General features: G+C 67.3%; 21 protein-coding genes and 1 pseudogene. 7 read left to right on the top strand and 15 right to left on the bottom strand.

Translation table 11 applies throughout. From position 1 onward, the window contains the following. From AQJ11_RS49500 to AQJ11_RS39190, 6 genes are all read right to left on the bottom strand, one after another. Positions 1-291 (bottom strand): hypothetical protein (locus AQJ11_RS49500; RefSeq protein WP_159061780.1); only part of this gene is annotated, 291 nt, incomplete at its 3' end. Positions 292-876: 585 nt separating this feature from the next. Further along, positions 877-2,049 carry an ABC transporter substrate-binding protein gene (locus tag AQJ11_RS39210; protein ID WP_244218579.1) on the bottom strand — a complete coding sequence of 391 codons (1,173 nt, stop codon included), beginning with the start codon at positions 2,047-2,049 and terminating at the stop codon, positions 877-879. A gap of 17 nt (positions 2,050-2,066) precedes the next feature. After that, complete coding sequence (locus tag AQJ11_RS39205; protein WP_059266553.1) at positions 2,067-3,122, bottom strand: branched-chain amino acid ABC transporter permease; 1,056 nt, start codon at positions 3,120-3,122, stop codon at positions 2,067-2,069. Continuing rightward, entirely contained in the window at positions 3,119-3,991 is an 873-nt protein-coding gene (locus AQJ11_RS39200) for a branched-chain amino acid ABC transporter permease (RefSeq protein WP_059266552.1), read from the bottom strand. Before AQJ11_RS39200 ends, AQJ11_RS39205 begins: the two co-directional genes overlap by 4 nt. A gap of 47 nt (positions 3,992-4,038) precedes the next feature. Continuing rightward, positions 4,039-4,758: an ABC transporter ATP-binding protein gene (locus AQJ11_RS39195; RefSeq protein ID WP_059266551.1), complete on the bottom strand. Its 720-nt coding sequence runs from the start codon at positions 4,756-4,758 to the stop codon at positions 4,039-4,041. Further along, on the bottom strand, positions 4,755-5,519 hold the full coding sequence (locus AQJ11_RS39190; protein ID WP_208616730.1) for an ABC transporter ATP-binding protein: 765 nt from the start codon (positions 5,517-5,519) through the stop codon (positions 4,755-4,757). Before AQJ11_RS39190 ends, AQJ11_RS39195 begins: the two co-directional genes overlap by 4 nt. A 529-nt stretch (positions 5,520-6,048) precedes the next feature. On the opposite strand from AQJ11_RS39190, the gene AQJ11_RS39185 reads away from it, so the two are divergent. From AQJ11_RS39185 to AQJ11_RS39175, 3 genes are all read left to right on the top strand, one after another. Beyond that, entirely contained in the window at positions 6,049-7,359 is a 1,311-nt protein-coding gene (locus tag AQJ11_RS39185) for an FAD-dependent monooxygenase (RefSeq protein WP_063807745.1), read from the top strand. After that, positions 7,298-8,008, top strand: a complete 711-nt coding sequence (locus AQJ11_RS39180; protein ID WP_059266549.1) for a TetR family transcriptional regulator — start codon at positions 7,298-7,300, stop codon at positions 8,006-8,008. The genes AQJ11_RS39185 and AQJ11_RS39180 overlap by 62 nt, the downstream gene beginning before the upstream one ends. Before the next feature lie 438 nt (positions 8,009-8,446). Then, the gene (locus AQJ11_RS39175; protein ID WP_059266548.1) at positions 8,447-9,019 is read left to right on the top strand and encodes a hypothetical protein; all 573 of its coding nucleotides are present in this window, start codon (positions 8,447-8,449) and stop codon (positions 9,017-9,019) included. Positions 9,020-9,863: 844 nt separating this feature from the next. On the opposite strand, the gene AQJ11_RS49495 is transcribed toward AQJ11_RS39175, so the two are convergent. Further along, positions 9,864-10,019, bottom strand: coding sequence for a hypothetical protein (locus tag AQJ11_RS49495; protein ID WP_159061779.1), 156 nt, complete (start codon positions 10,017-10,019; stop codon positions 9,864-9,866). A 471-nt stretch (positions 10,020-10,490) separates the two neighbouring features. On the opposite strand from AQJ11_RS49495, the gene AQJ11_RS52910 reads away from it, so the two are divergent. Then, positions 10,491-10,904, top strand: coding sequence for a DUF5958 family protein (locus AQJ11_RS52910; RefSeq protein ID WP_398781523.1), 414 nt, complete (start codon positions 10,491-10,493; stop codon positions 10,902-10,904). 287 nt (positions 10,905-11,191) lie between these two features. Here the strand turns inward: AQJ11_RS52910 and AQJ11_RS39170 are convergent, their stop codons facing one another. Beyond that, complete coding sequence (locus AQJ11_RS39170; protein WP_059266547.1) at positions 11,192-12,151, bottom strand: zinc-binding dehydrogenase; 960 nt, start codon at positions 12,149-12,151, stop codon at positions 11,192-11,194. Positions 12,152-13,078: 927 nt separating this feature from the next. Between AQJ11_RS39170 and AQJ11_RS39165 the strand changes: the two genes are divergently transcribed. Beyond that, positions 13,079-15,253: an ATP-binding SpoIIE family protein phosphatase gene (locus tag AQJ11_RS39165; RefSeq protein WP_059266546.1), complete on the top strand. Its 2,175-nt coding sequence runs from the start codon at positions 13,079-13,081 to the stop codon at positions 15,251-15,253. 126 nt (positions 15,254-15,379) lie between these two features. Here AQJ11_RS39165 and AQJ11_RS51810 read toward each other — a convergent pair whose 3' ends face one another. After that, on the bottom strand, positions 15,380-15,793 hold the full coding sequence (locus AQJ11_RS51810; protein ID WP_059266545.1) for an MFS transporter: 414 nt from the start codon (positions 15,791-15,793) through the stop codon (positions 15,380-15,382). Between the two features lie 12 nt (positions 15,794-15,805). Between AQJ11_RS51810 and AQJ11_RS51805 the strand changes: the two genes are divergently transcribed. Beyond that, entirely contained in the window at positions 15,806-16,285 is a 480-nt protein-coding gene (locus tag AQJ11_RS51805; protein ID WP_244218585.1) for an HAD-IA family hydrolase, read from the top strand. Continuing rightward, positions 16,255-16,980, top strand: a complete 726-nt coding sequence (locus AQJ11_RS39155; protein WP_208616729.1) for an inositol monophosphatase family protein — start codon at positions 16,255-16,257, stop codon at positions 16,978-16,980. The genes AQJ11_RS51805 and AQJ11_RS39155 overlap by 31 nt, the downstream gene beginning before the upstream one ends. A gap of 1,104 nt (positions 16,981-18,084) precedes the next feature. Here the strand turns inward: AQJ11_RS39155 and AQJ11_RS39140 are convergent. The 6 genes and pseudogenes from AQJ11_RS39140 to AQJ11_RS39115 all read right to left on the bottom strand — a co-directional run. Beyond that, positions 18,085-18,732, bottom strand: a complete 648-nt coding sequence (locus AQJ11_RS39140) for a GTP-binding protein (RefSeq protein WP_059266542.1) — start codon at positions 18,730-18,732, stop codon at positions 18,085-18,087. A gap of 88 nt (positions 18,733-18,820) precedes the next feature. After that, a complete protein-coding gene (locus AQJ11_RS39135) occupies positions 18,821-19,189 on the bottom strand; it encodes a DUF742 domain-containing protein (RefSeq protein WP_059266541.1) in 369 nt (122 codons plus the stop codon). 4 nt (positions 19,190-19,193) lie between these two features. After that, a complete protein-coding gene (locus tag AQJ11_RS39130; RefSeq protein WP_059266540.1) occupies positions 19,194-19,622 on the bottom strand; it encodes a roadblock/LC7 domain-containing protein in 429 nt (142 codons plus the stop codon). A gap of 47 nt (positions 19,623-19,669) precedes the next feature. Then, entirely contained in the window at positions 19,670-22,222 is a 2,553-nt protein-coding gene (locus AQJ11_RS39125) for a sensor histidine kinase (protein WP_059266539.1), read from the bottom strand. 884 nt (positions 22,223-23,106) lie between these two features. Beyond that, positions 23,107-23,604 carry a hypothetical protein gene (locus AQJ11_RS39120; RefSeq protein ID WP_059266538.1) on the bottom strand — a complete coding sequence of 166 codons (498 nt, stop codon included), beginning with the start codon at positions 23,602-23,604 and terminating at the stop codon, positions 23,107-23,109. A gap of 704 nt (positions 23,605-24,308) precedes the next feature. Beyond that, positions 24,309-24,927: pseudogene (locus AQJ11_RS39115) on the bottom strand (hypothetical protein); the annotation flags it as partial.

Here is a 24,927-nt window from a genome sequence, read left to right as displayed (position 1 = left end):
CGCATTCGCCTCTTCTGTGGCCTCATTCTGTGCCGCTGTCCCCCTGGCGGTCCCCGCGATATCGTCAGCGGAATCTGCTACAGCCTCCGCCGCTTCGATCAACTGGGTGACATTCTTCTTGTATGCGCCGGTGAATTTCTGACTAACAGGGTCGTTATCCCACTTGGCAGGGGGCGCATTGAGCAGCTCCTGCGTCTTCTTCACGGCTGCCATCAGCTCTGCCTTGACCTTCTCGTACTCCTGCATCACCGCAGAGAATTCCCCGACATTCAGCCCGTAAGAATCGATCACGCTCCACCTCTTCCCCGCCCGGCCCGCTCAACGCGCTCACGCGGCCGAACAGCCTGTGGCCCGAAATCGCCGGACGGTCCGCATCCTGGAACCAAGCGACACATGTCAACCGCTCCGACACTGCCCTCGCGACCCTGACTGTTACACGCCGGGTTCTGGCCGGCACCGCACGGTGGCCACATCACCGACGCCCCGGGGGAACACAGGTTTCGCAGAGGTCGAATCAATCTACAATTCTGAGCAATACCGAGCACCGCCCACTGCACTTACCGACACCACAACGGGCACGAAAGGGAACCGATACTGCTGATGAGGTCCGAGCCTCGAAAGGTCTCCTCCATGCTCCGTCCGGGGGCACCTCACCATGAACCATCGCCTCTTCCTTCGCGGTCGGCGGGCGCTCCACAGTGGTCAGGGGGCCCCGTCGTTGATCGAGGGCTGCTCCTCTAGCGTGATCGCCGGGCGGCCACCGACGGTGAACCTGGTCTGTGACGACACCGTATGCCGCCCCGCGGGGCGGCATACGGGCCACGCTGGTCGTCTGCCCGGCTCCGGAGGGGAGCCGGCGCCGCACCACTGGGGACGTCAGTTCGCAAGGTGCCAGTCGCCCTCGCGCACCACAAGTACGCCGAGTGATTCGGGCTGCAGGCCGGAGTGATCCTGAGCCGTGTTGCGGATCGGCCCGGACACTCCGTCGAAGCCGAGTGTCTCCATGGTGTCGCGCAGCTTCGGGCCGTCCGTGGTCCCAGCCTTGGCGATGGCGTTGCGCAGCATCAGGGCGGCATCCGCCCCGAAGGAGGCGAACCCGGAGTAGTTCTGGTACTTGTCGGTGTACCGGTCCACCCATTCCTTCTGGGCGCGGACGGTCTTGTCGTGCGACGTCACGTCGCCGATCGCGAGAACCCGGGGGAACACCATGTGGATGCCCTCTGCGGCTCCCTGAGCGCCCTTGACGAAGAGTTCCGCGCCGGCGCCGGCATCCAGATAGACGCCTCCGCCGAATTCCGCGTCCCGCAGGTTCTTGGCGATGATCCCGGCCGCCGGCATGACCGCCCACACGACCACGACGTCGGGACGGCCGGCAACCAGGCGCTTCGCCTGGACACTCATGTCCTTGTCTTCCTGGCCGAACTGCTGGATACCAGTCACCTCGATGCCGGCCTTCTTGGCCTGGGCCAGCACCGCGGCGCGGCCCTCTTGCCCATAGGGGTTGTCGACGTTGAGCAGGCCGATGCTCTTCACCCCCTTCTTCTTCAGTTCGGCGAGCAGAACCCCGGCGTCCTGAGCTGGATTGGGCGAGATCTTGAAGGTGTACCGCCGTTCCGCCACCGGGCTGGTGATCGCCGTCGCCGAGGCCAGAGAGATCAGCGGTACCTTGCGCTTCTCCACAATGGTGGTGACCGGCACGGTGCACGCCGAGCAGCCGCCTGTGATCACCGCCGCGACGTGGTCATTGTTGATCAGGTTGTTGACATTGGTGATGTTCTGCGCGGGCTTGGTCTGGTTGTCCTTGACGATCAGCCTCAGCTTGCGTCCGCCCAGCACGCCGCCCTGCTTGTTGATCAAGCCCACTTGGAGTTCCAGGGCCTTCTCGTACGCGGTGCCGATGCTCTGTGTGGGCCCGGACAGCTCCAGGCTGGCGCCGATCATGATGTCGGCCTCCTTCCCCTGCCTGCCGCCCGTCGGGTCGTCCGTCTCCGGCGACGCGCAGCTGGTGAGCCCCAAGGCACCGACAACAACCGCCGCGGTCAGCGCCAACGAGGTACGTGTCCGGATCACTGTGTCTCTCTTTTCTGTGTACGAGCGGTCGCGGCGGGGGCAGGGCCGTCCTGCCCCACCCAAGCCGACCGCTTCCTGAGTACCGCCGACGCGCCACCCACCCCTCTGGGCAGGAACAGCAGGACGGCGATCAGAGCGATCCCGTAGACGATGATGTCGAAATTCCCGGTAGCGGACGGGAACACCTGCGGGATCAAGTCCTTGGACGCCTCGGAGAGCGTGATGATCGCCAGAGCGCCGAGCGGTGCGCCCCACGGAGTGCGCAGTCCACCGACCGAGGCGATGACCAGCAACTGCACCGAGTTGAGGAGTCCCGCCTGGCCGGGATCCATGAAGGACGACCAATGGGCGTACAGACTGCCCGCGATCGAGGCGAGCCCTGCCGCGAGCGCGAACGCGCCACGGCGCAGGGTGGCGGCCGAGACACCGGCCGCCTCCGTCGCCACGGGGCTGTCGCCCAGCGCACTCAACGCATCGCCCGCGGGCGACCGCAACAGCGCGTCCACGGCCAGCACGGCGAACAGCAGCACGCCGGCCACCAGGTAGTAGATCGAGAGATCCGTGTCCAGTTCCACCCCGAACGGTGCCAGTGACGGGATCCCCGAGAGGCCGTTGGATGCGCCGGTCAGCGGCAGTTGGTTGGCCAGGGAGCTGACCACCAGACCGAACGACAGGGTCGCCAGGGCCAGGTACTGGCCCTGTGCCCGGAAGATGAACAACCCCACGGCGTACGCCACCCCCATGGCCAGGGCGGCGCCGGCAAGCAACGCGAGCAGGGCGTTGACATGCCATCTGCCGGTGAGGACGGCAGAGGTGTACCCGCCCACGGCGAAGAAGGCGGCCTGCCCGAGGGAGATCTGCCCGGCACGGCCGAGGAGGGGTATCAGCCCCAGAGCCGCCGTGGCCTGAAGACATATCAGCACAGCCACTGACATCGTGTAGAAGGGCACCCTCGTGAAGACGGCGGGCACGACCAGCAGCAGCACGACGAAGGCCGCGTATCCGGCGGCACGGGAACCGAGCAGAGCGTGTGCCCTGTGCGACGTGTTCATACCCGCACCGCCGACGGCCGGCGCAGCAACCCGGTGGGCCGCAACAGCAGCACCACGAGCAGCAGCCCGTAGGTGAGCGTGTCCTTGTACTCGCTGCTGAGGTATCCGGTGGCGTACGCCTCGACCAGTCCGACCAGCAGCCCGCCGGCCACGGCTCCCGCCGGGGAGACGAGTCCGCCGATCACTGCCGCCGTGAAACCCTTGAGACCGAAGGGAATACCCACTGACGCGTCCGGCGGTTGCAGAGGAGCCAGGAACACTCCCGCCAGAGCGCCCAGCGCCGCGGCCCAGGTGAACGCGAGCAGGCTCATCCGGGCCGGCGAGACGCCCATGAGCCGGACCGTCTCGGGGTCCATGGCCGTGGCGCGCATCGCGGTACCCCACAGGGTCCTGGTGAGGAACGCCCACATCAGCATGACCGCCGTCGCGGTGGCGACCCCGCACCACAGGTATTGCCGGGGCACATAGGCGCCGAACACGTCGAAGGCGTCTCCCGGGGAGAACGGGGGGACGAAGTGGGAGTCCGCGCCGAAGGCGAGCAGCGCCGCGCCCTGAAGAGTCACCGAGGCGCCAATGGTCAGGATGATCAGCCGTTCGCTGTCGGCACCCCGTGCTCTTCTGATGACGACGAGGTCCAGCAGACCCCCCACCGCGGCGGTGAACGCTATCGCGGCCAAGGCCGCTACCCACAGGGGCGTGCCCGCCTCGTACAGCACGGCGGAACCGAGCCCGCCGAGCATGACGAAGTCGCCCTGCGCGAAGTTGATCACGCCGGTGACCTGGTACACCAGAGCCACCCCGAGTCCGACCAGGGCATAGGTGGTGCCGGTCCCGAGTCCGGAGAGAGTGAAGTCGAAGAACTGCGACATGCGGGCCTACCGGGTTCCGATCCTGAGTGTGGGCGAGGCGGGTACGTTCATCCGGCGGGCCCTCCGAGGTAGGCCCGAAGAACCCTGGGATCCTTACGCAGGTGGTCCACGGGTCCCGAGGCCACGAGATCGCCCCGCTCCATGAGGTAACCGCGGTGTGCCACTTGGAACGCGACGCTCGCGCTCTGCTCGACCAAGACCAACGTGGTGCCACGCCCGGCCAGTTCCACAAGGGCGTCGGTCACCAGCCGGACCGCCTGCGGGGCAAGTCCTAGCGACGGTTCGTCCAGCAGCATCAGTTTCGGACGGCTCATCAGCCCGCGGCCGATCGCCACCATCTGCTGCTCGCCGCCCGACAGGGTACCGGCGGGCTGTCGCTGACGGACGGCGAGCGCGGGAAACAGGTCATACACCGCGTTGAGCCCCGGCGTTGTCGCCGCCCGCCCCGCCGCGTAACCACCCAGCCTCAGGTTCTCCTCGACGGTGAGCCCGGCGAACACGTGCCGGCCCTCAGGAACGAGCACCAGACCTGCTCGGGCCCGCCGCTCAGCAGACCAGTGGGTAACGTCCGTGCCGTCGAACTCGACGGTGCCCTGCCACGGGCGGGACAGCCCCGCGAGGGTACGCAGCAGCGTCGACTTGCCCGCGCCGTTGGGTCCAATCACGGTCACGGCCTGCCCGGCGTCCACCGCGACGTCCACGCTGTGCAGGGCCTCGATCCGGCCGTATCCGGACACCAGCCCGGTGCCCAGCAGCAGTTCGGTCACCTCTCCTCGCCCAGGTAGGCGGCGCGCACAGCGGGATCGGCGGCGATCCGCTCGGATGTGCCGTCCGCCAGTAGTCGGCCGTGGTCCAGTACCACCACCCGGTCCGACACCGAGAGGACTCCGGCGACGTCGTGCTCGACCAACAGTACGGTCACGCCTTCGGCAGCGATGTCGGTGAACAGTGACGTCAGATCGGTACTCTCTGCGCGGGCGAGACCCGCGAGGGGTTCGTCCAGGAGCAGGAGTGCGGGGTCTCCCGCCAGAGCTCTGGCGATCTCCACCCGGCGCTGAAGTCCGTAGGCGAGACTGTTCGCGGAGAGATGTGCGTACTGGGCCATCCCCACTCTTTCGAGCAGTTCGTGCGCCGTGCGGCGCTCGACGGCGATCCGGCGCCTTGCGGAGGCCAGACCCAGAACGTGCCCCAGAGACAGGCTCAGGCTTCGGGCCGTTCGCGGCAGCATGACGTTCTGCAGCACGGTCAGCGAGCCGAAGATCTGCAGGTTCTGGAAGGTCCTCGTCACACCGAGGCGGGCGGTACGCACCGGGCCGACGCTTGTGATGTCGTGACCGTTGACGCGGATGGTGCCCGATGTCAGCGGCGTCACCCCGGAGAGGGCGTTCATCAAGGTTGTCTTTCCAGCACCGTTGGGTCCGATCAGTCCGATCACACCGCCGCTGGAGTGCGAAAACGTGAAGTCCTCCACGGCCGTCACCCCGCCGTAGCGCACCGTGGCTCTGAACACTTCGACTGCCGTGGTCACCGGCCGCCTCGGCCAGCGCGTATGACTGACACTTCTCTCCTCCACTTTGTCCGACCGGCGGCTGAAGCGCTGACGGTCGGAGAGTTCACGACGCCACGCGACACCCGCGGAAGGCACGGGTACCGACGCGCAACTGGCCTGTCGAGTACAGCTGTTGAAAAGGAAGACAGCTTCGGCACCTCGGTTGTGACAGCTTTTCCATGACATGGCCGTCGCCGTCCTGCCGTCGTGCTCCTTGGCACGGGGGAGCCGGGATCCTGGGACGTCGGCGGCCGCGGCCCTCGGTGCACGAGCTCCCGCTGTCGGAGCGGATGCCAGGTCCGTCTTCGCCCGTATGACCACTGCCCCGGAGGCCGGCCGGTTGCTTCACGCAAGGAAGCCGCGGCTGCGGCCTTCGGTCAGAAGCTCCTGGAAGTGCGGTCGTCGCGGACACGGCGGCGTGCAGGGCTTCTTAGTGTCCGGGTACCACGCCCGATCGGAATGACGCAGGGACTGACCAAATGAACGATCTGGTCAGTATGATAGGCGCATGAACAAGAACGAGCAGAAGCGGGCCCTTGTCGTAGGCATGGGCATCAGCGGGATGGCCACGGCGAGTCGACTACGTCGGGCCGGCTGGACGCCCGTGATCGTCGAGCGTGCCCCCGCCCGACGCACGGGCGGATACTTCGTCGCACTGTTCGGCGCCGGTCTCGTGGCCGCACGTCGTCTGGGCGTCCTGGAGCATCTGCACGACCGCAAGTCACTGATACGCGGGGTGGACATGGACCGAAAGGGCAGGCAGCGGCCGGGTCTCTCCTATACGGAAATGCCCGGGGAACCGTGGCTGTTACTCCGCAGCGACGTGGAAAAAGCCGCGTTCACAGTGCTCGCCGATGACGCAGAGGTGCGGTATTCCACCGTACCGGCCGCCATCGAACAAGACGAGCACGGCGTGGACGTGACCCTGCGGGACACCGCCACAGGCACATCCACAATCGAACGATTCGACCTGGTCATAGGCGCCGACGGCATCCGCTCCACGGTCCGGTCCCTGGTGTTCGGCCCGCACGAACAGTACATCGAGCGCATGGGTTACATGATCGCCGCGTTCGAGTACTCCGGCACCCCGGCCGGGCTGACTCCCGGACTGGGGGCGACTCTGCTGGAACCGGACCGGTCCATGTGGGTCTACGCGTTCGCCGACCACGATCCCACCATCCTGCTCAGCTACCGCACGGACGACGTGGACGCAGAGCTGTCCCGGCCGGTGGCCGAAAGCGTGCGCGCCGCGTTCGGTGAGGGGCGGCCCCACATCCTCGAAGACGTCCTGGACGCGCTGGAAGCGAGCGACACCGTGCTGTTCGACTCGGCCGAGCAAGTACGCATGAACACCTGGCACAAGGGCCGAGTCGTCCTGCTCGGCGACTCCGCCTGGTGTGTGACTCTCTATGCCGGCATGGGCGTCTCGGCGGCACTGGCGGGTGCCGACCTGCTCGGCACCCTGCTGGAGCGTCAGCCCGACAACCTGGAATCAGCCCTCACCGCCTGGGAGGGGGGATTGCGGCCCTACATCAGCTACTACCAGGTGAACGCGTTCAAGGACCGTGGGTTCTTTGTAGCGGACAACCGCCTGCAGCTCATGTTGCGTCGGGTCATGCCCGCGCTGGGACGGACACGGCTGGGCAGGCGCCTGATCGATAGAATGTTCCACGTCGACGGGGTCGTGAAGTACAAGAGCGCGGACATCCTGAAGGAGGTCCTGAGCGACCCGCCTCACCGGTACGAGGAGCCGAACCTTGCCCGATCCGTCCGAAAGCCTCCCACCCAAGGCGGCACGTATCCTGGCAGCCGCGGGTGAGCTCCTGCTCGCGCGCGGCAGCAAGGGTGTGACCATCGCCGATGTGGCCCGCAAGGGCCACATCGGGAAAGGCACTGTCTACCTGTACTGGAAGACCAAGGAAGACCTGCTGCTCGACCTCCTGTGCCGCGACTTCCTCGCTCTGGCGGACGAGGTGATCAGCGCGGTCGCCGCCAATCACGAGCTGATTCGTCCCTCGCGCCTGTGTCCGAACCTGCTCCATGTGGCAGCCGCACATCCATACGTCCTGGCGGTACGGAGCAACGACGCAGAACTGCTGGGCGTCCTGACGGACGACGCCCGCTCCGCCACGCTGCTCGACGCTCTCGGACCCGACGCCATGGTGCGCCGGATACTGCCGATCTGGCGCACCTACGACCTGGCCAGGACCGACTGGTCGGTCGCGGACCAGGCGTTGGCGGTCGACTCCCTCTTCTCGGGATTCGTGATGGTGGCGGGTGGCTGTTCCGCGCGGCAGGTCGAAGACCCCGATCGCGTGTTCGCCGCGTCCTTCACGGCACTCCTCGGCCCGGAGAGGGCCGCGCCCGAACAGGTCGAGGCCGCAGCCGCGGAGGCCGTCCGGGCTCTCGGCGAACAGTCCGCCGTCGTCAGGGGTCTCCTCTCCCAGCCCGCCGCGAGCACCGACTAACTACGGACGTCTCCGGCTGGTCCCCGTGTTCCGGGCGTCCCCGCCGACCGACGCGCAGCCTCAGGTCCGCCGGAGACGCCTCGTGGGATAGGGTCGTCAAAGAGCCGGGCAGGGCATCCGTCCGAAGATCTCAGAGCGCGGCGACATCACCGCGGGTGCGCGCCAACCGGGGACCCACTGCACAACACATAAGTTCCGGGTTCGTTGGGCGACGGTGCTGGTCGCAGCCAACAACAAGTGGCCGCGTCCCGCGCTCACAACACACCGTGGCGCAACGAAAAATCTACCTCCAGCAACCAGCGCGGCCCGTCCGAGTGAATCCGTCACTGTGTTGTCCGTTCCGCGCCGACGCGACGGCTGGCTGATCAACGCCCTGACACCGTGTGGCACTCCGTGGCAAGGTCGGCGGGAGATCACCGGTCGTATGAGAGGGGATCCGTGGACACGCGGGTATGGAAGGCACTGGTCAGTACCATGAAGACGGCATACACCACAAGCCTTCGGCAAGGGACCGTGCCGCGGCCGGTCATCATGCCCCTGGTTCGCGGCCAGTTGATCGGCTTGGCGTGGGTACGGCCGCTCAAGGTCGGCGAAGACGCCCTGACCGGGATTGCGCAACTGGCGCACATCGCCGCGGCGGCCAAGGCTGACGAAACGGTGCTCGCTTGGGAGACCCACGACGTCGCCAACGCCTGCCGATTGCCCGTCGGCGGCCCAGCACCGTGCCTGAACATGGTGGCCGCCACCCGCGACGGGCACGTGCTGCACCAGTTCCCTTATGACGAGCAGCTCCTCAGCCGCAGCCCCGACGGGTTGGTCTCGGTAGCCCCCGACTGGCGGTCAGCCCCGCCGCCCCAGCCGGGCGGCAAACTCGTCCCGCCGATCGAGGCCGCGGTGCGCTACGCCTTCACCGCCGTCGAGCTGAACCACCTGGACCCGCTCGGTGCCACTGCTGTGTTGATGGAAGAAGACGGTTATAGCGTGTGGTTGAACCAAACGTTCGCCCGCTGATTCGGAATCCGAAAGGCAAGCAGAGAAACCGTGCCCCGAGCTTCGACGACACGCCTCGCCGTATGGGGCATGCCGGTACGCAGCGCAACGCCGCTCGGAAGCAAGCCGCCGTCGGAGGCCGGCTGCGCAGCCGTCGTCGCGTAGTCAACAACCTGGCGCGGGGTGTGCCTCGGCGTCGGCGGAGCGCTCGCTGGTGATTGTCGATGCTGTCACAGCCGCCGGTGCCTCTCTGACAGGGCGGTGGGGACCACCATGGGCTCCCCCTTCCCCGCTTGTCCGCATCGACGTCACCTGCGGCGCCCTTCGACCATCGACTCGGCCACCGTCGTGAACAGTCGATTGAGTGAACCGCGGTCGGCGTCTAGGGCATCGTCTCCGTGCGGCTGGACGGGCCCACGATCCCTCAGTGTGGGCCTTGCGCAAACACACGGTTCGCCAGGCAAAACATCGTCGGTGCGTTCACCGGTGCACCGGTAGCCCCGGCGCACGCGGCTGCTGGGGCTGGCAGTGCCCGCTGGGCTTCTGCAGGATTTCGGCCACGGCGCACTCTCCCAGCGAGGACCTGGGACATGGGTTGTCGCGCAGCGCGTGGTGTAGGAACGACTCATTCCCCCGGCAATACCTGCTGCGGACAGACGGGCTGGATCCCGTGCCCGCCGCCGGGAACGCGTCAGCACGGACGATGGGTCGGCGTGAGCGGTCGCGCTCGGTCAATCGTGGCCGGCCCGGCAGTTTTACGAGCGAGAGCTACACCTACAAGTCCGCGGAAGGCCACAGAAGGCTCAGCTCTTCCCGAGGCCCCCTTCTGCGGCGGCATGAACGACCCTTGGAATGGGGCGCACCGTCACCGGCCGGGAGCCAGGTCGAAACGGGCGATGGTGTCCTGGCGTATCTGCCGGACCTCGATCCGCTCACCAGCGAACTCGATCCCCGACCGTGCGCTCGGGTCCGGCAGCTCACCGCCGGCCCGCCGCACTTCCTCTGTCCACGGGCTGCGCACGGCGCGAGACCGCGGTCGTCGTTACAGGACGAGAAGCGGCCGTCGGCACCTGGCGCCATGTCGGCACGCAGTTCGGCGCGATTCTTCCAGCATTGGGTGCCCGCACGGCAGGTGCCGATCTGGCCCGGCCCGTGACGGGCAGCCTGTGTCGCCGGATGAGCCGGTTCCCGCTGCCGTGGCAGCCTGGCCCCCTCCGGCTCCGCCCAGAGCAGCTGTCCCCATCACGGATGCGAAGAGGTCCCCGCATCCGCCGCTCCGCCGCTGACCCACCGTCGAGCCGCGACGGAGCGGGGACGACATCAGTATGTCGACCGGAGGGTAGGGAGGGCATGGACAGGCACATAGGGGAATCGTTTCCTTCCTCTATGTGTCCAGTTGTTTGCGTGATCGATCCCGTGTATCAGGTCCTCATCGCCTCACTCGACCTCAGGCCCCGCGCAGAAGGAGACTGAGCCGCACCTGCATCGGAGAATGCGTGAGCTGGATCAGTCGACCAGCCACCAGCCCCCGCCGTCGACCCACAGACAGTGGGTGCACGGCCACTTCTCCGCCTTGACAAACTCACAAAACCGCCGCCACGTACGAACTGCTCGATGGACTCATACGGCAACCAGGACAGGACCAATGGTGTCTGCAGCCAGCCCGCCCTCGGCCTCCAACTGCCGGACGACCCGATGCCCATATGTGCTCGTGCCCGCCAACCGCTCGACATGTGTCTCGCTGGCCTTGCTCGGCGGCCTCGGTCCTCGACAGGAGTTCCGGCTGTTGGTCGTACTCCTCGGCGTGGCTGACCAGCGGCGGCGAACTCGATGCCGCGACAACGGGTGCGATCATGCCTGGCCTCACCCGGGCACGGGTGAGGGAACTGAAGCGGCCACCACGTGATCATCAAGTGTCGCGGAGACTCCTGAACACCGTGCGGTGGCCGCGAGCCGCCGAGGAGACGCAGTTCGATGGCGGGCAATGTTCGACCAGGCCGTGTCCTGGGTCGTGGGCTGGTTCCGCGCGGTGGTCGGACGACCGCCCGTGAGCCGGCTGCGCGACGACACGGTCGCCGCACTGCATCTGGCCGCGGACCTGTCCTTCGGTATCACCGAGCAAGGCCCGTACCAGGTGCATCACCTCGACGCGCGCCGCACAGGAGTACCGCGTCGCCAGCTCAGAATCCGTTGTCAGCCCTTTGGCCGGGTGACCAGTCGACCCCGGACCTTGCCATTGCGGATCCGGTCGAGGCCTTCGTTGAGTTCGCGGAAGGGGATCTCCTCCACTACGGGAGCGATCCGACCCTCCGCTATGAAGCTGAGCACTTGGCGGTACTCGTCCTTGCTCGCGCCGTACGACCCGCGCAGTTCCACGCTCTTGCGGATCAGGTTGCCATTGGAAATGGTCGTGTTCCTCGCGCCGAGCCCGACCACGACGACGCGGCCGAGCCGGCGTACGACGTCGACAGCCTCGGACGTCGTGGCACCTACGCCCGCGAAGTCAATGACGGCGTCAGGTTGCAGGTCGGCGAGCGCGGAGAGGTGAGTGAAGCATTCTCGGGCACCGGCCGCGCGAGCGGCTTCGAAAGTGTCAGGATTGACGTCTACGCCGTAGACGTCGGCCCCCGCGATCACGCCCGTACGGACCCCATTGAGGCCGAGGCCGCCCAAGCCGACAACGGCAATCACCTCGCCCGGCCTGACTCTGGCCTCCGTTCGGACTGCGTGGTAGGCAGTGACGACCGAATCCGTGGCTACGGCCGCATGGACTGAGGAAACGGCGTCGGGAAGCGTCACCAGGGTGGAGGCATGGGCCACCAGACGCTCGGCGTAGCCTCCGTCGACCCCGATGCCCGGCGCGTAATGCGCTTGTACCTCTGGGTGCGCGATGATCGCTACGGCCACACGGTCGCCCACCGCATGGTCAGACACTCCCTCGCCGAGGGCGGAGACGACCCCCGCGACCTCGTGCCCGAGAGTGAAGGGCGGACGGCGCGAAGGCTGGATCGTACCGTCGACGAGGTGCACGTCAGAGTGGCACAGCCCCGCGACCTCGACATCAATTACGACCCACCCCGGATCCGGCACCGGATCCGGCAGTTCGACCCACTGTAACGGGGCACCTTGTGACACGTATCGGAAAGCCTTCATCGATCACTCCAATCACTTTGATCCACGACGAACTTCAACACTCTAACGATTACCAACGAGCTTTTCATCACTGGCACTTGACGACAGAGCACACTGCCACCGCAGCTGCGGCTCGCTCCAGCCTCGAGCGCGTGGGGGCAGGTGACGGAGCCGTAGCGTCGCCGTACAGTGCTACCGGGTGGTCGCGAGGCGACCAGCAGTCGGTCTACGTACCCTGCCCGCTTCGCCGCACTCTTATTTCGGGGGCAGGCCACTGACCGGCCCCCAGCCCATCGCGACGGTGATCGGACTCACTGTGCGCGGCTACTCGGACGGGCTCCGGGGCAGCCGGCCGACAAGACCCAGCGGGTGACCGCCGGGGGAAAGGCTGCCATTCACTTACACACAGCGGAAAGCTTCGTGCGAGATAAGAGGAGTACGCCCGGGTCTTCTCCTCGACGAAGGCCCCACTCCCGATGGCTGGACTGGAGCTGACTTCCAGCAGATACCACTGCCGGGCCCGTACCACAGTCCCGTGCCGTGTGGCTGGGCGCGTTCAGCGATCGCGAGGCGGGTGCTGTGTTGCCGGAGCAGACGCCGGTACGTGTCGTGCTCGTAGCCGCGGTCCACCAACAACATTCAGGCCGGCGTCTGGCTCGGCCGATGACGCCGGGCGCCGGGGCCACCTCGTCCTGCAGCGGCAGCAGCTGGTGGTTCCTGCCGGTCAGTGGGCCTGCGAGGGGAGGCCCTGTCCGTCGCGAAGGACTGATGCTTGCTGCACGACCGTGCGGCGCGCCGGGGAAATACTCGGGCGCGGCCAGAGCGTCGGCGTGGCGGCGGCGGGCGCACCGAGCGCGGAGTGGAAGACGGCGCAGGCGGATGATCGCTAGAGGGACGCGCACGTGGCTCTCTTGTGCGGTACAGTCGTTTTTTCGATAGTTTCGCCTCATGGTGTCAGAGATTGACGCGTTTCTGCACTCTTTGAGTGAGAGTCTCCGTCCGCAGGTGAATGAGTCGGCTGCGGCTCTGTTGCGCCGGATGGGCGGGGAGCTTCCCGAGTTGTGGGAAGACGATGACCGTACGGCTCTCACGCGTGAAGAGGCGAACGCGCTCGTCACCGCGTTCCTGGACATGCTGGACCAGGGACGGAAAGCGACGGTGATCAAGATTCCGAACCGGACATTGCAGGTCTCCCGTATGTCCGCCCGGCGCGGTATCCCTCTCAGGAGACTGCTGAGGGCCTTCCATGTCGGTCACCTTCCCATGATGCAGTATGTGCAGCAGGAAGCCGCTCGCCGCACATCGGACTGCCGGCTGCTCAACGAAGTGACCTTGCGTCTGATGGCGACGGGCTTCGACTACATCGACCGTGCTTCGCAGCAGATCGTCGCCGCCTACCAGGCAGAGCGGAACGACTGGCTCCAACGACGGCTCAACCTGACCGATGCTGCCAGCAGACGCATCGGAACCACCCTCAACATCGCCAGGACCGCACAAGAACTGGCTGAAGTCGGGGCTGAAGACTTCGCGGACCTCGTCACCGTCGATCTGCTGTATTCCGCCCTGCATGAGGAACAGACGCGGCACCCGCGGTCGGCGGAGCCGCTGCTCGTGCGCATCGCGCAGTTCCCGGAGTCCGGCAGGGCCTCCCTGCCCACGGGACTCACACACACCTACGCGCCGAACTCTGAGCCGGCTCACGCCTTGAACACCGGGCAGCCGCTCCTGCTCGACTTGAGTGCCCCACACAGCAGCGTCTTCCAGACCCTTCTCCCTGAGCGGGAGGCGCCCACGGACGCGTCCGGCTTCCACTCCATGCTCCTGGTTCCCCTGCAAGCCCGGGGAAGAACCATCGGCCTGGTGAACTTCTACCGGGACCGCACCGAAACACCCTTCGACGAAGATGATCGCCTCCTCGCCCAGCAAGTCGCGGCTCGAGCCGCCGTATCCATCGACAACGCCCGCCGGTACACCAGTGAGCGTCGTACCGCCCTCACCCTCCAACGCAGCCTGCTCCCCCGACGACTGGTAGCGCACTCCGCCCTTGAGACAGCCTTCCGATACCTGCCGAGCAGCGCCCGAGCCGGCGTGGGCGGCGACTGGTACGACGTCATCCCACTGTCGGGAGCCCGCGTCGCACTCGTCATGGGCGACGTCGTCGGCCGTGGCCTGCAGGCCTCCGTCACCATGGGACGCCTACGCACAGCCGTACGCGCCTTCGCCGAGATCGACCTCATGCCCGACGAGCTGCTCACGCACCTGGACGACGTCGTCATCAGGCTGCAACGCGAGGAAGGGCGGAGCGACGCAGAGCTGAGCGCCACGTGCCTCTACGCGGTCTATGACCCCGTATCGCGCAGTTGCTCCATGGCCAGCGCCGGTCACGTCCTGCCGGTAGTGGGCATCCCCATGACCGCCGACAACGACGGCAAGGTGCCGGACAGGTCGGTAGGCCTGCCCGACATGCCGGTCGGGCCCCCCTTGGGCCTGGGCGGGTATCCGTTCGAGACCGCGGAGATCGCATTGCCCGAAGGCAGCGTGCTGGCGCTCTACACGGACGGCCTCATCGAGGGCCGGACGCAGGATGTGGACACCGCGCTCCGTGCGATGAGCGACATTGTCGCCGCATCGCACCAGTCCCCGAACGGCCTCTGCGATCAGCTCCTTACTGCGTTGCTTCCCGTCCGGCCCACCGACGACGTAGCCCTCCTGGTGGCCCGCACCGCGGCGCTGGATCCCGACCACGTCGCCATCCTCGACTTCCCGAGCACCCCGGAAGCCGTTGCCCGATGCCGCACCTTCACCACCGACCGGCTGACATCCTGGGGGCTGGAAGCACTGTCCTTCACCACAGAACTCATGGTCAGCGAACTGGTCACCAACGCGATCAGATACGGAAAGAGCCCGATCCAGCTCCGGCTGATCTACCAGACCACCCTCACCTGTGAGGTATCCGACACAAGCAGCACGGCACCGTACCTACGCCGAGCCCACACCTACGACGAAGGTGGCCGCGGTCTGCTACTCGTCGCGCAGCTGTCCGACCGGTGGGGAACCCGGCACAACCGCGACGGCAAAGTCATCTGGGCCGAACAGCTCCTCCCCACGCCTGACGCGCCGTAACGACGCGTCTCCCGCACGGGAGCCCTTCGCGGACTGCCGCCGACGGGATTCTGCACAACATCCGCGGCGAGCGGTTGCGTCCCCGTGGGACGCTCCTCGCGGCCCGCGCCCGGCCGCGCCTCGGTCTCACTCCGCACCATCGGGCACGCCGCGGGTCAAGCTCTTCGCCAGGACCAGAACCATCAGGTCGGCGACGACCACGACCGACACCCCGGCCCGCAGGCTCACCCGGTCACCGAGCAGTCCGACGAGCGGAGGTGCGGCCAGGAAGCCGGCCCGGGCCAGCCATGAGACCACGGCGACCCTGTCCGAGATCCGGATGCCGGGAATGTTCCCGGCCGCATGCATCGCGGCCGGAAACAGCCCGGCGGCGCCGTGTCCCGCGCAGGCGAAGGCGGTGATCACTGCGACAGCAAAGTGGGTCAGCAGGGCGCAGGCCATCGGCACCGCGATGAGCAGGCCGGAGCCGCGGGCGACCGTGGCTCGCCCGAAGCGACGCAGTGGAACACCCGCTACGCCCGGCAGTGCGGCGTCGAGCATGGATGGCACACCATCCACAGTCAGGAGGGCGACACCAGCCGCGCCAAACCCGCCCCCCGCCTCTACCGCGAGGCCCTGGCCCGCCTCGGTGTCGCCCCGTACGAGGCCGTCGCTTTCGAAGACTCGCCCAGCGGGATCCGCGCCGCACGCACCGCGGGAGTGCGCTGCGTCGCCGTGCCCAACACCATGACCGCGCAAGGTGCGACCCCCGCTGATCATGACGACCCAGGAGGCCGACGAGATGTGCGACCGGCTGGACCGACTCTTCACGGACGCGCTGTGAGGGCGCTCGCGCAAGGCGTCGCCGACCACATCGTGCAGGCCGTGCACGACGAGCGGGCGACCCGCGCCGGGCGCTACCAGGAGGGCACGACGGCCGGCGGCGACGCCGAGTTCCCCGTCGACGTGCTTGCCGAGCGAGTGGCCTGGGAGTACCTGAAGGCTCAGGGACGTCGATCGCCGTGTACGCCGAGAGCGAGGGGCTCCGCGTGATCGGTGACGACCCGCATCACGTCCTGGTCATCGATCCCGTCGACGGCACGCGGGGGGCGGCGGCGGATCTGGAGATGGCGTGCGGCCCCGTCGCCGCCGCCCGCTTCGGGCCGGCGCCGACCATCGCCGACATCGAGTACGCGATGCTCAAGGAGATCAAGATCGGACAGTGGATGTACGCCGACGTCCACTGCAACGGCATCAAGAGCGGCGGCTATCCCGATCCGGTCCCCAACGTCGGCAAAACCGAGGATCCGGAACGTATGTTCTGGTCACTGGAGTTCAACGGCCATCCGGCCAGGCTCATGATCGACGCCTACGGGCACCTGGTGGACGCATCCGCCAATCGGGGCGGGGTTTACGTCTTCAACAGCGCTTCCTTCTCCATCTCCCGCATCATCACCGGGCAGATGGACGCCTACGTCGGCATCGGCCATCGCCTGCTGCGCGACCACCCCGAGACCGAGACCGACTTCCGGCGGGTCGGGCACGGCAACATCCTGCACCTCTTCCCCGACGACATCGCAGCATCGGTCTTCCTCGCCGAACGGGCCGGCGTCGTCATCACCGATGCGTACGGTGTCCCACTGGGCGACACGCTGCTCCTGGAGATCGATCCGGGAAACCAGCGTTCCTGCATCGCCGCGTGCACCCCCCGGCTTCACGCGTCCCTGCTCTCGGCGATCCGCTGGTGAGCGCGTCCGCGGCCGAACCGCAGGAAGGACACCCCATGGCCGTTGCACAACCCAGGCGCAGCGTCCACTCCACCGGTCCCATGCCTGGTGCCGTCTCAGCCGCGGATGGTGCCGCTGTAGCCGCGGCGGCCGACCGCCTCGCCTTACCGCCGGTGAGGAGATCCTTTGAAGGCGGCTCACCCGCGCGCGTGCACCGGGCCCGCACCGCGGACGGTGGCGAGGTCGTCCTGAAGGCCCTCGCCGCGCATCCCGGCGCGGTGGATGGACACGACCCGGACTCCTTCCACGCCAAACTCCGGCAGGTCAGTCGCCTCGGCAAGGAGGCCCCGAAACTCGTCGTTCGCTATCTGCCCCGTCCTCGACTCCGTGGAGGGCGACGGCTGGGCGGCGACCACCACCGCCTACCTGGCGTCCGAGGACCTCGGTGCCCCGCTGCGCCGAGGCGACTGCGACGGCGACGAGGAACTGTTCTTCGCCCGCAACGCCTCCGCCGTGCGTTCCCTGCTGAGCGACGGATACGCATCCGTTGTCTCCCCGGCCCCGCCCGGATACCTGGCCGAAGTCCACATAGGCCGATTCCTACGCCGCCTGCCCCTCATGGAGAAGTACTTCCCCAAGCTCGCCGGAGAGCGCGAACTCGTCGTCGGCGGGCGTCGTCTCGCCCCCGCACCCCTGCTCCACCGGCTCCTGGAAATCGAGGCGGACCGCATGGACGCGCTCGCGCCGACCCGGCTGGGGTGTCCCGCACACGGCGACGCCAACATCTGCGAACCTGCTGTTCGCCACGGACGACGATGCGGACAGCGACGTCCACCTCATCGGTCCCCGCGGCGCGACCGCACCATGGGACCCGATGCTCCGGCTGGGTGTCCGCGCCGTCCGGGAAGGCTCCGACGGCGGATACCGCGTCGCATTCAGGCGCCCCGTGTATCCGGGCTACCGTTCGGCAGCCCACCAGTACCTGGACCGCCTGGACGAGACGGTCGCGGACGAGCTCTTCACCGATGACCCGTACTGGAAGCAGCGCCTGCCGCTCACCCGCGCACTGCACGTCCTCGCCGAGACGCCCTGCCGCCTCTCGGACCGCGATCAGCGTCGTCAAAGTCACCGTGCACTTGGAAGATCCGCCCTGGAGCGGCGCCGTACTCGGTCGTCGGCTGTCTCCTCGAGCGCGAGTGCGTGAGCCACCGCGGTGACCATGACCTGTTTGACGGACTCGCGCTGACGGGCGTCACAGAACATCACCGGGACACTACGGTCGATGTCCAGCGCCCTGCGCACGGTGTCGGGGTCATGGGTACGCACACCGTCGAAGGTGTTCACCGCCACCATGAACGGGACCGTGTAACGCTCGAAGTAGTCGATGGCCGGGAAGGAGACCGCCAGCCGGCGGGTGTCTGCGAGAACCACCGCACACAGAGCGCCCGAGGCCAACTCGTCCCACATGAACCAGAACCGGTCCTGACCCGGCGTCCCGAACAGGAACACACTCAACTTGTCGTGGATGGTGATGCGCCCGAAGTCCATAGCGACAGTCGTATGGGACTTCAGCTCGAGTCCCTCGGTGTCGTCGACTCCGACACTTGAACGCGTCAGGTTCTCCTCGGTGTGAAAGGGAACGATCTCGCTGATGGCGGACACCAAAGTCGTCTTGCCGGTACCGAACCCACCGGACACGAGGATCTTGACCCCCTGGGGCAGGTCATCCTCGGGCACCGACGAGGCTGTTGTCGGTGACTTTCCCCTGATCATGAGCGATCCGTTTCTTGGCAGTGCCTTGTCGAGTGCGTCTTTTCCGTTCACGGCCGTCCCGGTCGCCCGGGCCGACGGAGGTGCCGGCTCATAGCGCGCGGAGGCCCGCGAGCACCTCTCTAATCAGGCCGACGCCAGGCCGGCCGTCGCTGTGGGACGAACCGCTCACCCGGATCGCGCCCATGTCCAGGAGGTCACCGAGGAGAACCCGGACCACCCCGAGAGGCAGGCCCGTTCGGGATACCAGCTCACTGACCGACAGGGGCTCCCGGCACAGTTCGAGCACCGCTTCGTGTTCGGGTTCGACGTACTGCCAGTCCCGTATCGAGGCGACCACGCTCATCACGAAGGTGACAAGGTCGAAGATGTTGTGACGGGAGTGGGTGCGGCCCCGCACCATGGCATAGGGCCGTACGAGAGCGACGGTTCCGTCGTCGGACCATTCGTTCCGCTTCATACCATCACGTGTTCGTCTGGCCGCTGTGCATCGTGCGGTCCTGCACGGCCAGATGCTGCCCGACCCTCACCACCAGACGAGCCATCTCGTAGGCCACGAGGCCGATGTCCACACCCTCTGGTGCGAGCACGGCAAGGCACGCGTTCTCCCCCGCGGCACAGACGAAGAGGTAACCCATCTCCATCTCCACCACGGTCTGGCGTACGGCACCTCCTCCGAAGTGACGGCCTGTTCCCTTGGCGAGACTGTGAAAACCGCTTGCGACGGCCGCGAGACGCTCGGACTCTTCGCGGGGAAGCCCCTGGGAGCCGGCGAGCAGGAGCCCGTCCGAGGAGAGCACGATCGCGTGCCCGACCTCAGGCACCCGCTGTGTCAGGTCGTCCAGCAGCCAGCTGAGTTGCGCCGTCGTTTCCGTGGAGACGAGCAGTGTCATCGAATTGTTCCCTTCCGCTGTCATGACTGGTGGCGCGTCGCCGATCGCTACGAGCGGGTACCAAAGGAATGGCCCTCAGAGGGGGCGTCCCGCCCCGCGCGCCGACCCCGTGCGCTTCCCTCCTGAAGCGCCGACATCAGGGTTCGCACCTGAGCCGGACGAGCCGACTCGGCATCGGTCCGGCCGGAAAGGCCGGCCGTGCCGTCGTGCGACGCGTGAGGAAGCGCGGAATCGGCTGCGCTGCGCCCGGAGAAGGCGGGTTGCGCCGCGCTGCTCCCCTGCCTGCCGCCGCTCCAGTCGATGGGGGCACTGACGAGTGGGATGCCCGCCCCCCGCAGCTCAGGAGCGAGGCTGGCCTGACGGACGCGTCGGGGCAAACCGTCGATGAACTCCGGCTCCTGGGCGACACCCTCGTCAGCCGCCGGGGCAGGAAGGACCGGACCGGCGACGGGCGCGTCCTGGGGCGTCGGGAGCATCTGCCGGCGATGAGCGTCCCGCCGTGACCACGTCGTGTCCCCGCCGACGGCCGATGACCCGTCACCAGGGTCGGTGGCCGGCGGACGGAACGGGAGGCCGCCTCCCGCAGGCAGAGCCCGAGCGGGCCGCTGGTGCTGCTGCTGGGGCTTTTGGTGGCCGAGGGCGGCGCTCGGCGTCCGCAGACGGTGCGGAGAGGCGCCGGGGGCGGAGTGCCGCGCTTCCGGCCTCGGGTCTTCCAGAAGAGTGTGAGGGATGAGGACAACGGCGGTCACGCCTCCATAGGGCGAGTGGCGCAGTGTCACACCGATACCGTGACGCTTCGCGAGCCGTTGGACGGTGATCAGGCCCAGGCGGGTGCTGTCCAGGGTACTGACCTCGACCTGTTCCCTGAGCCGTGCGTTCGCGGCCTCCAGACCCTCCTGACTCATGCCCAGACCACGGTCGTCGACCTCCACGACCAGACCTTTGGTGCCCGTGCCGACGTTCACGCGCACTTCGGTGTCGGCGGGTGAGAAGTGCTCCGCGTTCTCGATGAGCTCAGCGAGGAGATGCACGATGTCCGCGACCGCGCGTCCGGCGATGCTCACGTCTGGCACCGGCAAGACGGACACCCGCGCGTAGTGCTCGGTCTCGGCGGCAGCGCCGCGGACCACGTCGACCGCGGGCACGGGACGGCGCCACACACGGCCGGTGGATGATCCGGAAACGGTGATCAGGCTCTCGGCGTACCGACGCAGGCGCATGGCCATCTGGTCGAGGCGGTACAGGTCCGCCAACCGGTTCGGATCCTCCTCACGGTGCTCCATGGACTCGAGCAGGCCGAGTTGGCGGTGCACCAGTACCTGGCTGCGCCGGGCGAGGTTCACGAACACGTCATTCACGTGCCGGTGCAGCCTGACGTCCTCGGCCGCGAGGTCCACGGCCGTCGTCTGGAGCGCGAAGAAGGCGTCCCCGAGGTACGCCAACTCCTTGGTGACGAAAACCGGTTGTGTCATATCCGACCTGACGTCCACCTTCTCGCCTCGCCGCAGCCGGCCGACGACGTCGCGAAGACGGTCCTCGGTGAGATTGCGGGCCGACTCGCGTAGCCGGGAAACGTCACCGACCAGCGAGCGTCCCATGCGTACGGACATCAGGGCGGAGACGATCAGGGCGATCAGCCCGAGTGCGCCCGCGATGCCGAGCTCCCACAGCGCACGCAGTGCCGGTGGCCCGGTCATGGTGAAGACGACGTCGATGTCGTCGAGCGCCAACTCGTTGGTGGCCAGCCACTGAGCGTCGTAGGCGGCACGCCAGCGGGAGACGGGGAACGGAAGCCGTCCGGCGGAGGGGCCGGCCTGGGTGAGCTGCTCCTCCATCGTCCTGACCTTCTCCAGTGGTCCGCCCGGCTGGGCGTACTCCATGAAGGCCTTGCGCTGGGTGTCCGGCATACCTCGCATGGCGAGTTCGACGAGGCGTCGAGAGGCGCCGATGTCCTGCACGATGAGCGCGTAGGTCTGCCGCGTCATCCGTCCGGAGAACGCGGAGGCTGATATCAGCGCGTCCTCCTGGGAGAGGAAGTCACTGGCCACGGTCTGGGTGTACAGGCTGTGGCCGAACCGCTGGGCCTCCTTGTCCGGCAGCACTGTCATCGCCTCGAACGCCTCGGAGATGGCTGCGTTGATCGCGGTGTACTCCTCCAGAGCGTGCGATGCGTCGATCCGTCGTTTGTCGACGCGTTGCCGCAGCAGCCCGAGATCACCCAACGTCTCACGCACGGTGGCGATGCTGCGCTTCACCTGAGCACTCTCGCTATCGCGTACTTCGCCCATGGAGGCGTGCTCGGAGAATTCGGCTACGGCGCCGTCCGTCATCGCACGGCTCCGGGCGAGCGGTGACTCATCCGCCGTGACCCCGGGAAGCCGTCCCTGTCCCCCGCTGGCCGCGGGTCCGGAGGACAGATCCATGAGGCTGGCACGTCGCTCCGTCTGAAGTTCGATGAAGACCTGCCCGAGGGGGCGGGCCAGGTGGTTGCCTATGACGTCCACGTGCACCAATGTCAGCGCGTTGTCCAGGGACAGGTAGGCGGCGTAGGTCCACAGTGCCGAGAGTGACAGCAGTGGTAGCAGCAGCAGTGCGAGCATCTTGCTGCGAAGGGACCAGCCTTGGTGTTTCATGCGTGACTGCTATCTCCGCTGGACAGTGAGTCGTCCACTCGTGGCGGAGCCGTCCCGCCGGCGTGTGGCCGACGGGACGCCCCGTTCGTCTCCCGCAGTCACGCGGCGCGTGGCCTGGCTCGGAGACCCACCGCCAAGGTTGTCGGGATGGGGGAAATCGGTTGAGTGCATAGTAGTAAGTGAATCCTAGTGTGCACCGTGTGACTCGCGATGTTGTGAAGCCATCTGCTGAAGAGCAGGTAAAGGGATCGCAGCCCGGATACTCGCCGTGGCTTGGTTCGAGTCGGCCCGGCCACGCTCGTGGTCGCCCACTGGGCGCGGCTTCGGGCGCACCGGCGGCAGGCTTCGGCCGGTGCGCCGTCCTAGCCGCTCCGGCCCGCCTGACCGGTCCGGCCGTGATGCCCTGGACGGAGGGTCCCACGGCAGGGGCCATCTGGCCGGTGGCTGATCGACGCCCAGGACCGGTTCCGCGGGATCGGTGGCGGAGTCGGGGCGGGCCGTCGTCGCCCCCCTCCGCTGCCGTTCGGCACCGCCGCGGTGGTGTTGCGGGCAGGCATGCCTGCCCTGCCCGCCTCTCAGGGCAGCCAGGCCCGCTAAGACGACAACACCGCAATCTGGGAGACGTCGTGAAGCGAAGGACCACCGGTGTGTTGACGTGACACGGGTCCACCTACTAAACATGTGAGTAGGGAGACAACAACACCACCCGCATGCCGCACGAGTGGTCAGCAAGGAGCTTCGTCAGACTAGTTACCGGTTATTCATGAACTCCGTCCTCGTGGCAACCAGCCGGACACACGATGTTGTCGTCGGCCCCTTTGCTTCCGAAGTCTCGGAAATGCGCTGCGTCGTCAGGAGGGATTGGCTCTGTAGAGGCCGCGTCCCGCACGTTGGATGCGTGAATTGGCGACAAGCCGGTCCAGCGTGCTGCGCACCCCGTTGATGCTACCGGTGTCGGAGTCCCGGCCGAGTGCGGCTGCGACGTCCCGCGCCCGAACGGTGGCTCCCTGGGCAGCGCTCACGATCTTCATGACCTCTTCGGTGAGACTGCCGTATCTGCCACTGCCGGGGTTGCCCCGTCGGGCGGTCGGCACGACAGCGTGCTCGTGCGGCCGCTGGTTCTCCGCCCGCCTCGGCCGTGTCTCGTCCTGGCCGGCGGGTGGCGCGGGAACCGTCTTCATGAAGTGCTGGAGGGCCCCCAGCGCCACCAGAACCGAGTCGAGATGCGCCGCCACAGCGGCTAGCTCGCGTTCCAGCAGCTCCTTGCGGGTCGTGAGGCGATGCAACTCGCCCTGGAGTTTACCGACGGTGACTTCGATGTCCTGCACCGTGTGGGCTACGGCAACCATGCAACTCCCTCTCATACCATGAGACCCTTTCCCGCTCAGTCGGGCAAGGCCGTTAGCAAGGTGTTAAGCGGCGCACGGTAGATATTAGGGTCTGTTCGAAAGGTCGCTCAAGGTGTCACAGTAACTGCCATATCAATCTCGGCAGGAAAATAGCCGCATATCGGTCGGTGACTCGCTGTCTCGTTGACCTCGTCGGCCGGTCCATACGTCACGGTCCGGCACTGGCGGATCAACGCGACATGGCTGGTGACCTGGCACACGAGGATGCGTTTGTGTGGATGACACCGGTGCGATGGCGTCGGCCGCCATCGAGTTCGTGCGGGCAATGGTCAAAACGCGTCTCGTCGAGCCTAATCCGGGCATGCGGATCCATCGCCCCTCGTCGGCTGCGTAGTGTCGTCCTCCAAGCCCTTCGGCCTGACCGTGACACCGGCCTTCTCGCGCGCGTGCCGGACGGCGGTCGCGCTCTCCTGCCGTCCCGACGTCCTTGAGGCCTGGGGCGCCCGACCGGCCCGTCCCAGGCCCTGCCCATGCCTCCCTCACCGCACCCCGGGGCGTCGGACGGCCGCCGACACCCTGGCCGCCTACGCCTTTACCGAAAACACGACATGCCCGCTCCGCCGGCCAGCGGAGCGGGCATTCCGATGCGGTCACCGCGCGCCTGTAGGAGCCGGTGCCGGTTGTACGGAACCCTGCTGTCGATGTCAGCCGTTGCCGTAGGTCGCGGTGCATTTACCGTTGTCGAACAGGGGTCCCTCGACGACAGGAAGGCCGTCGGAAGGGTTCTGGATCACCGTCTTCAGCCCGGTCAAGCGGTCCGCGCAGCTCTGCACGGCGGACTCATTGTCACCGCTGCCGCCACCGATGTAGAGATCCAGCCACGTGGTGGCTCCCTGGGGAGCGGTGTCCAGCTTGTGGCAGGGCCCGTTCTGCGGACTGGCTCCGTCCCCGCAGGCATCCTCGACGATGAAGTACCGCCGCACTTCAGGGACGTAGAAGCGCGTGCCCGCCGGGTAGTCGAGGGTGTCCTTGCCACCCTCCATGGTGTGTCCGACCGCCAAGGTGATCGGGTCCTTCCAGGTGCCTGTGCCGTCGGCCCGCTGATGGAGCACCGGAGCAGAGATCTGAGCGCTGCCTCTCGGAGTGTTGTCGAACCAGGTGTAGCCGGTGGTGAAGGCGTTCTCGATGGTCTTGCCGGAACCGGAGCCGGAGCCACCAGGGGTTCCGGCAGTGGGCTGCGGGGTCGCGGTGTGCTTCGCCTCGGGGATGCCGCTCGTCTCCGGTGCGGGGGAACCGCTCGCGGCCGGTACGGGCGCCGTACCC

This window comes from Streptomyces corchorusii (assembly GCF_001514055.1).
Lineage (GTDB): Bacteria > Actinomycetota > Actinomycetes > Streptomycetales > Streptomycetaceae > Streptomyces > Streptomyces olivaceoviridis.
The sequence above is the reverse complement of the archived record's forward strand: the minus strand, read 5'-3'. Positions and strand labels throughout refer to the sequence as shown.

Bases quoted from the DNA above. Each gene is read 5' to 3' on its own strand.
- AQJ11_RS51810 (WP_059266545.1), bottom strand. From the start codon at position 15,793: ATGCTCGACGCCGCACTGCCGGGCGTAGCGGGTGTTCCACTGCGTCGC.
- AQJ11_RS39185 (WP_063807745.1), top strand. From the start codon at position 6,049: ATGAACAAGAACGAGCAGAAGCGGGCCCTTGTCGTAGGCATGGGCATC.
- AQJ11_RS52910 (WP_398781523.1), top strand. From the start codon at position 10,491: ATGCGTGAGCTGGATCAGTCGACCAGCCACCAGCCCCCGCCGTCGACC.
- AQJ11_RS39205 (WP_059266553.1), bottom strand. From the start codon at position 3,122: ATGAACACGTCGCACAGGGCACACGCTCTGCTCGGTTCCCGTGCCGCC.
- AQJ11_RS39140 (WP_059266542.1), bottom strand. From the start codon at position 18,732: ATGATCAGGGGAAAGTCACCGACAACAGCCTCGTCGGTGCCCGAGGAT.
- AQJ11_RS39200 (WP_059266552.1), bottom strand. From the start codon at position 3,991: ATGTCGCAGTTCTTCGACTTCACTCTCTCCGGACTCGGGACCGGCACC.
- AQJ11_RS39135 (WP_059266541.1), bottom strand. From the start codon at position 19,189: ATGAAGCGGAACGAATGGTCCGACGACGGAACCGTCGCTCTCGTACGG.
- AQJ11_RS39120 (WP_059266538.1), bottom strand. From the start codon at position 23,604: ATGGTTGCCGTAGCCCACACGGTGCAGGACATCGAAGTCACCGTCGGT.
- AQJ11_RS39165 (WP_059266546.1), top strand. From the start codon at position 13,079: ATGGTGTCAGAGATTGACGCGTTTCTGCACTCTTTGAGTGAGAGTCTC.
- AQJ11_RS39170 (WP_059266547.1), bottom strand. From the start codon at position 12,151: ATGAAGGCTTTCCGATACGTGTCACAAGGTGCCCCGTTACAGTGGGTC.
- AQJ11_RS39130 (WP_059266540.1), bottom strand. From the start codon at position 19,622: ATGACACTGCTCGTCTCCACGGAAACGACGGCGCAACTCAGCTGGCTG.
- AQJ11_RS39125 (WP_059266539.1), bottom strand. From the start codon at position 22,222: ATGCTCGCACTGCTGCTGCTACCACTGCTGTCACTCTCGGCACTGTGG.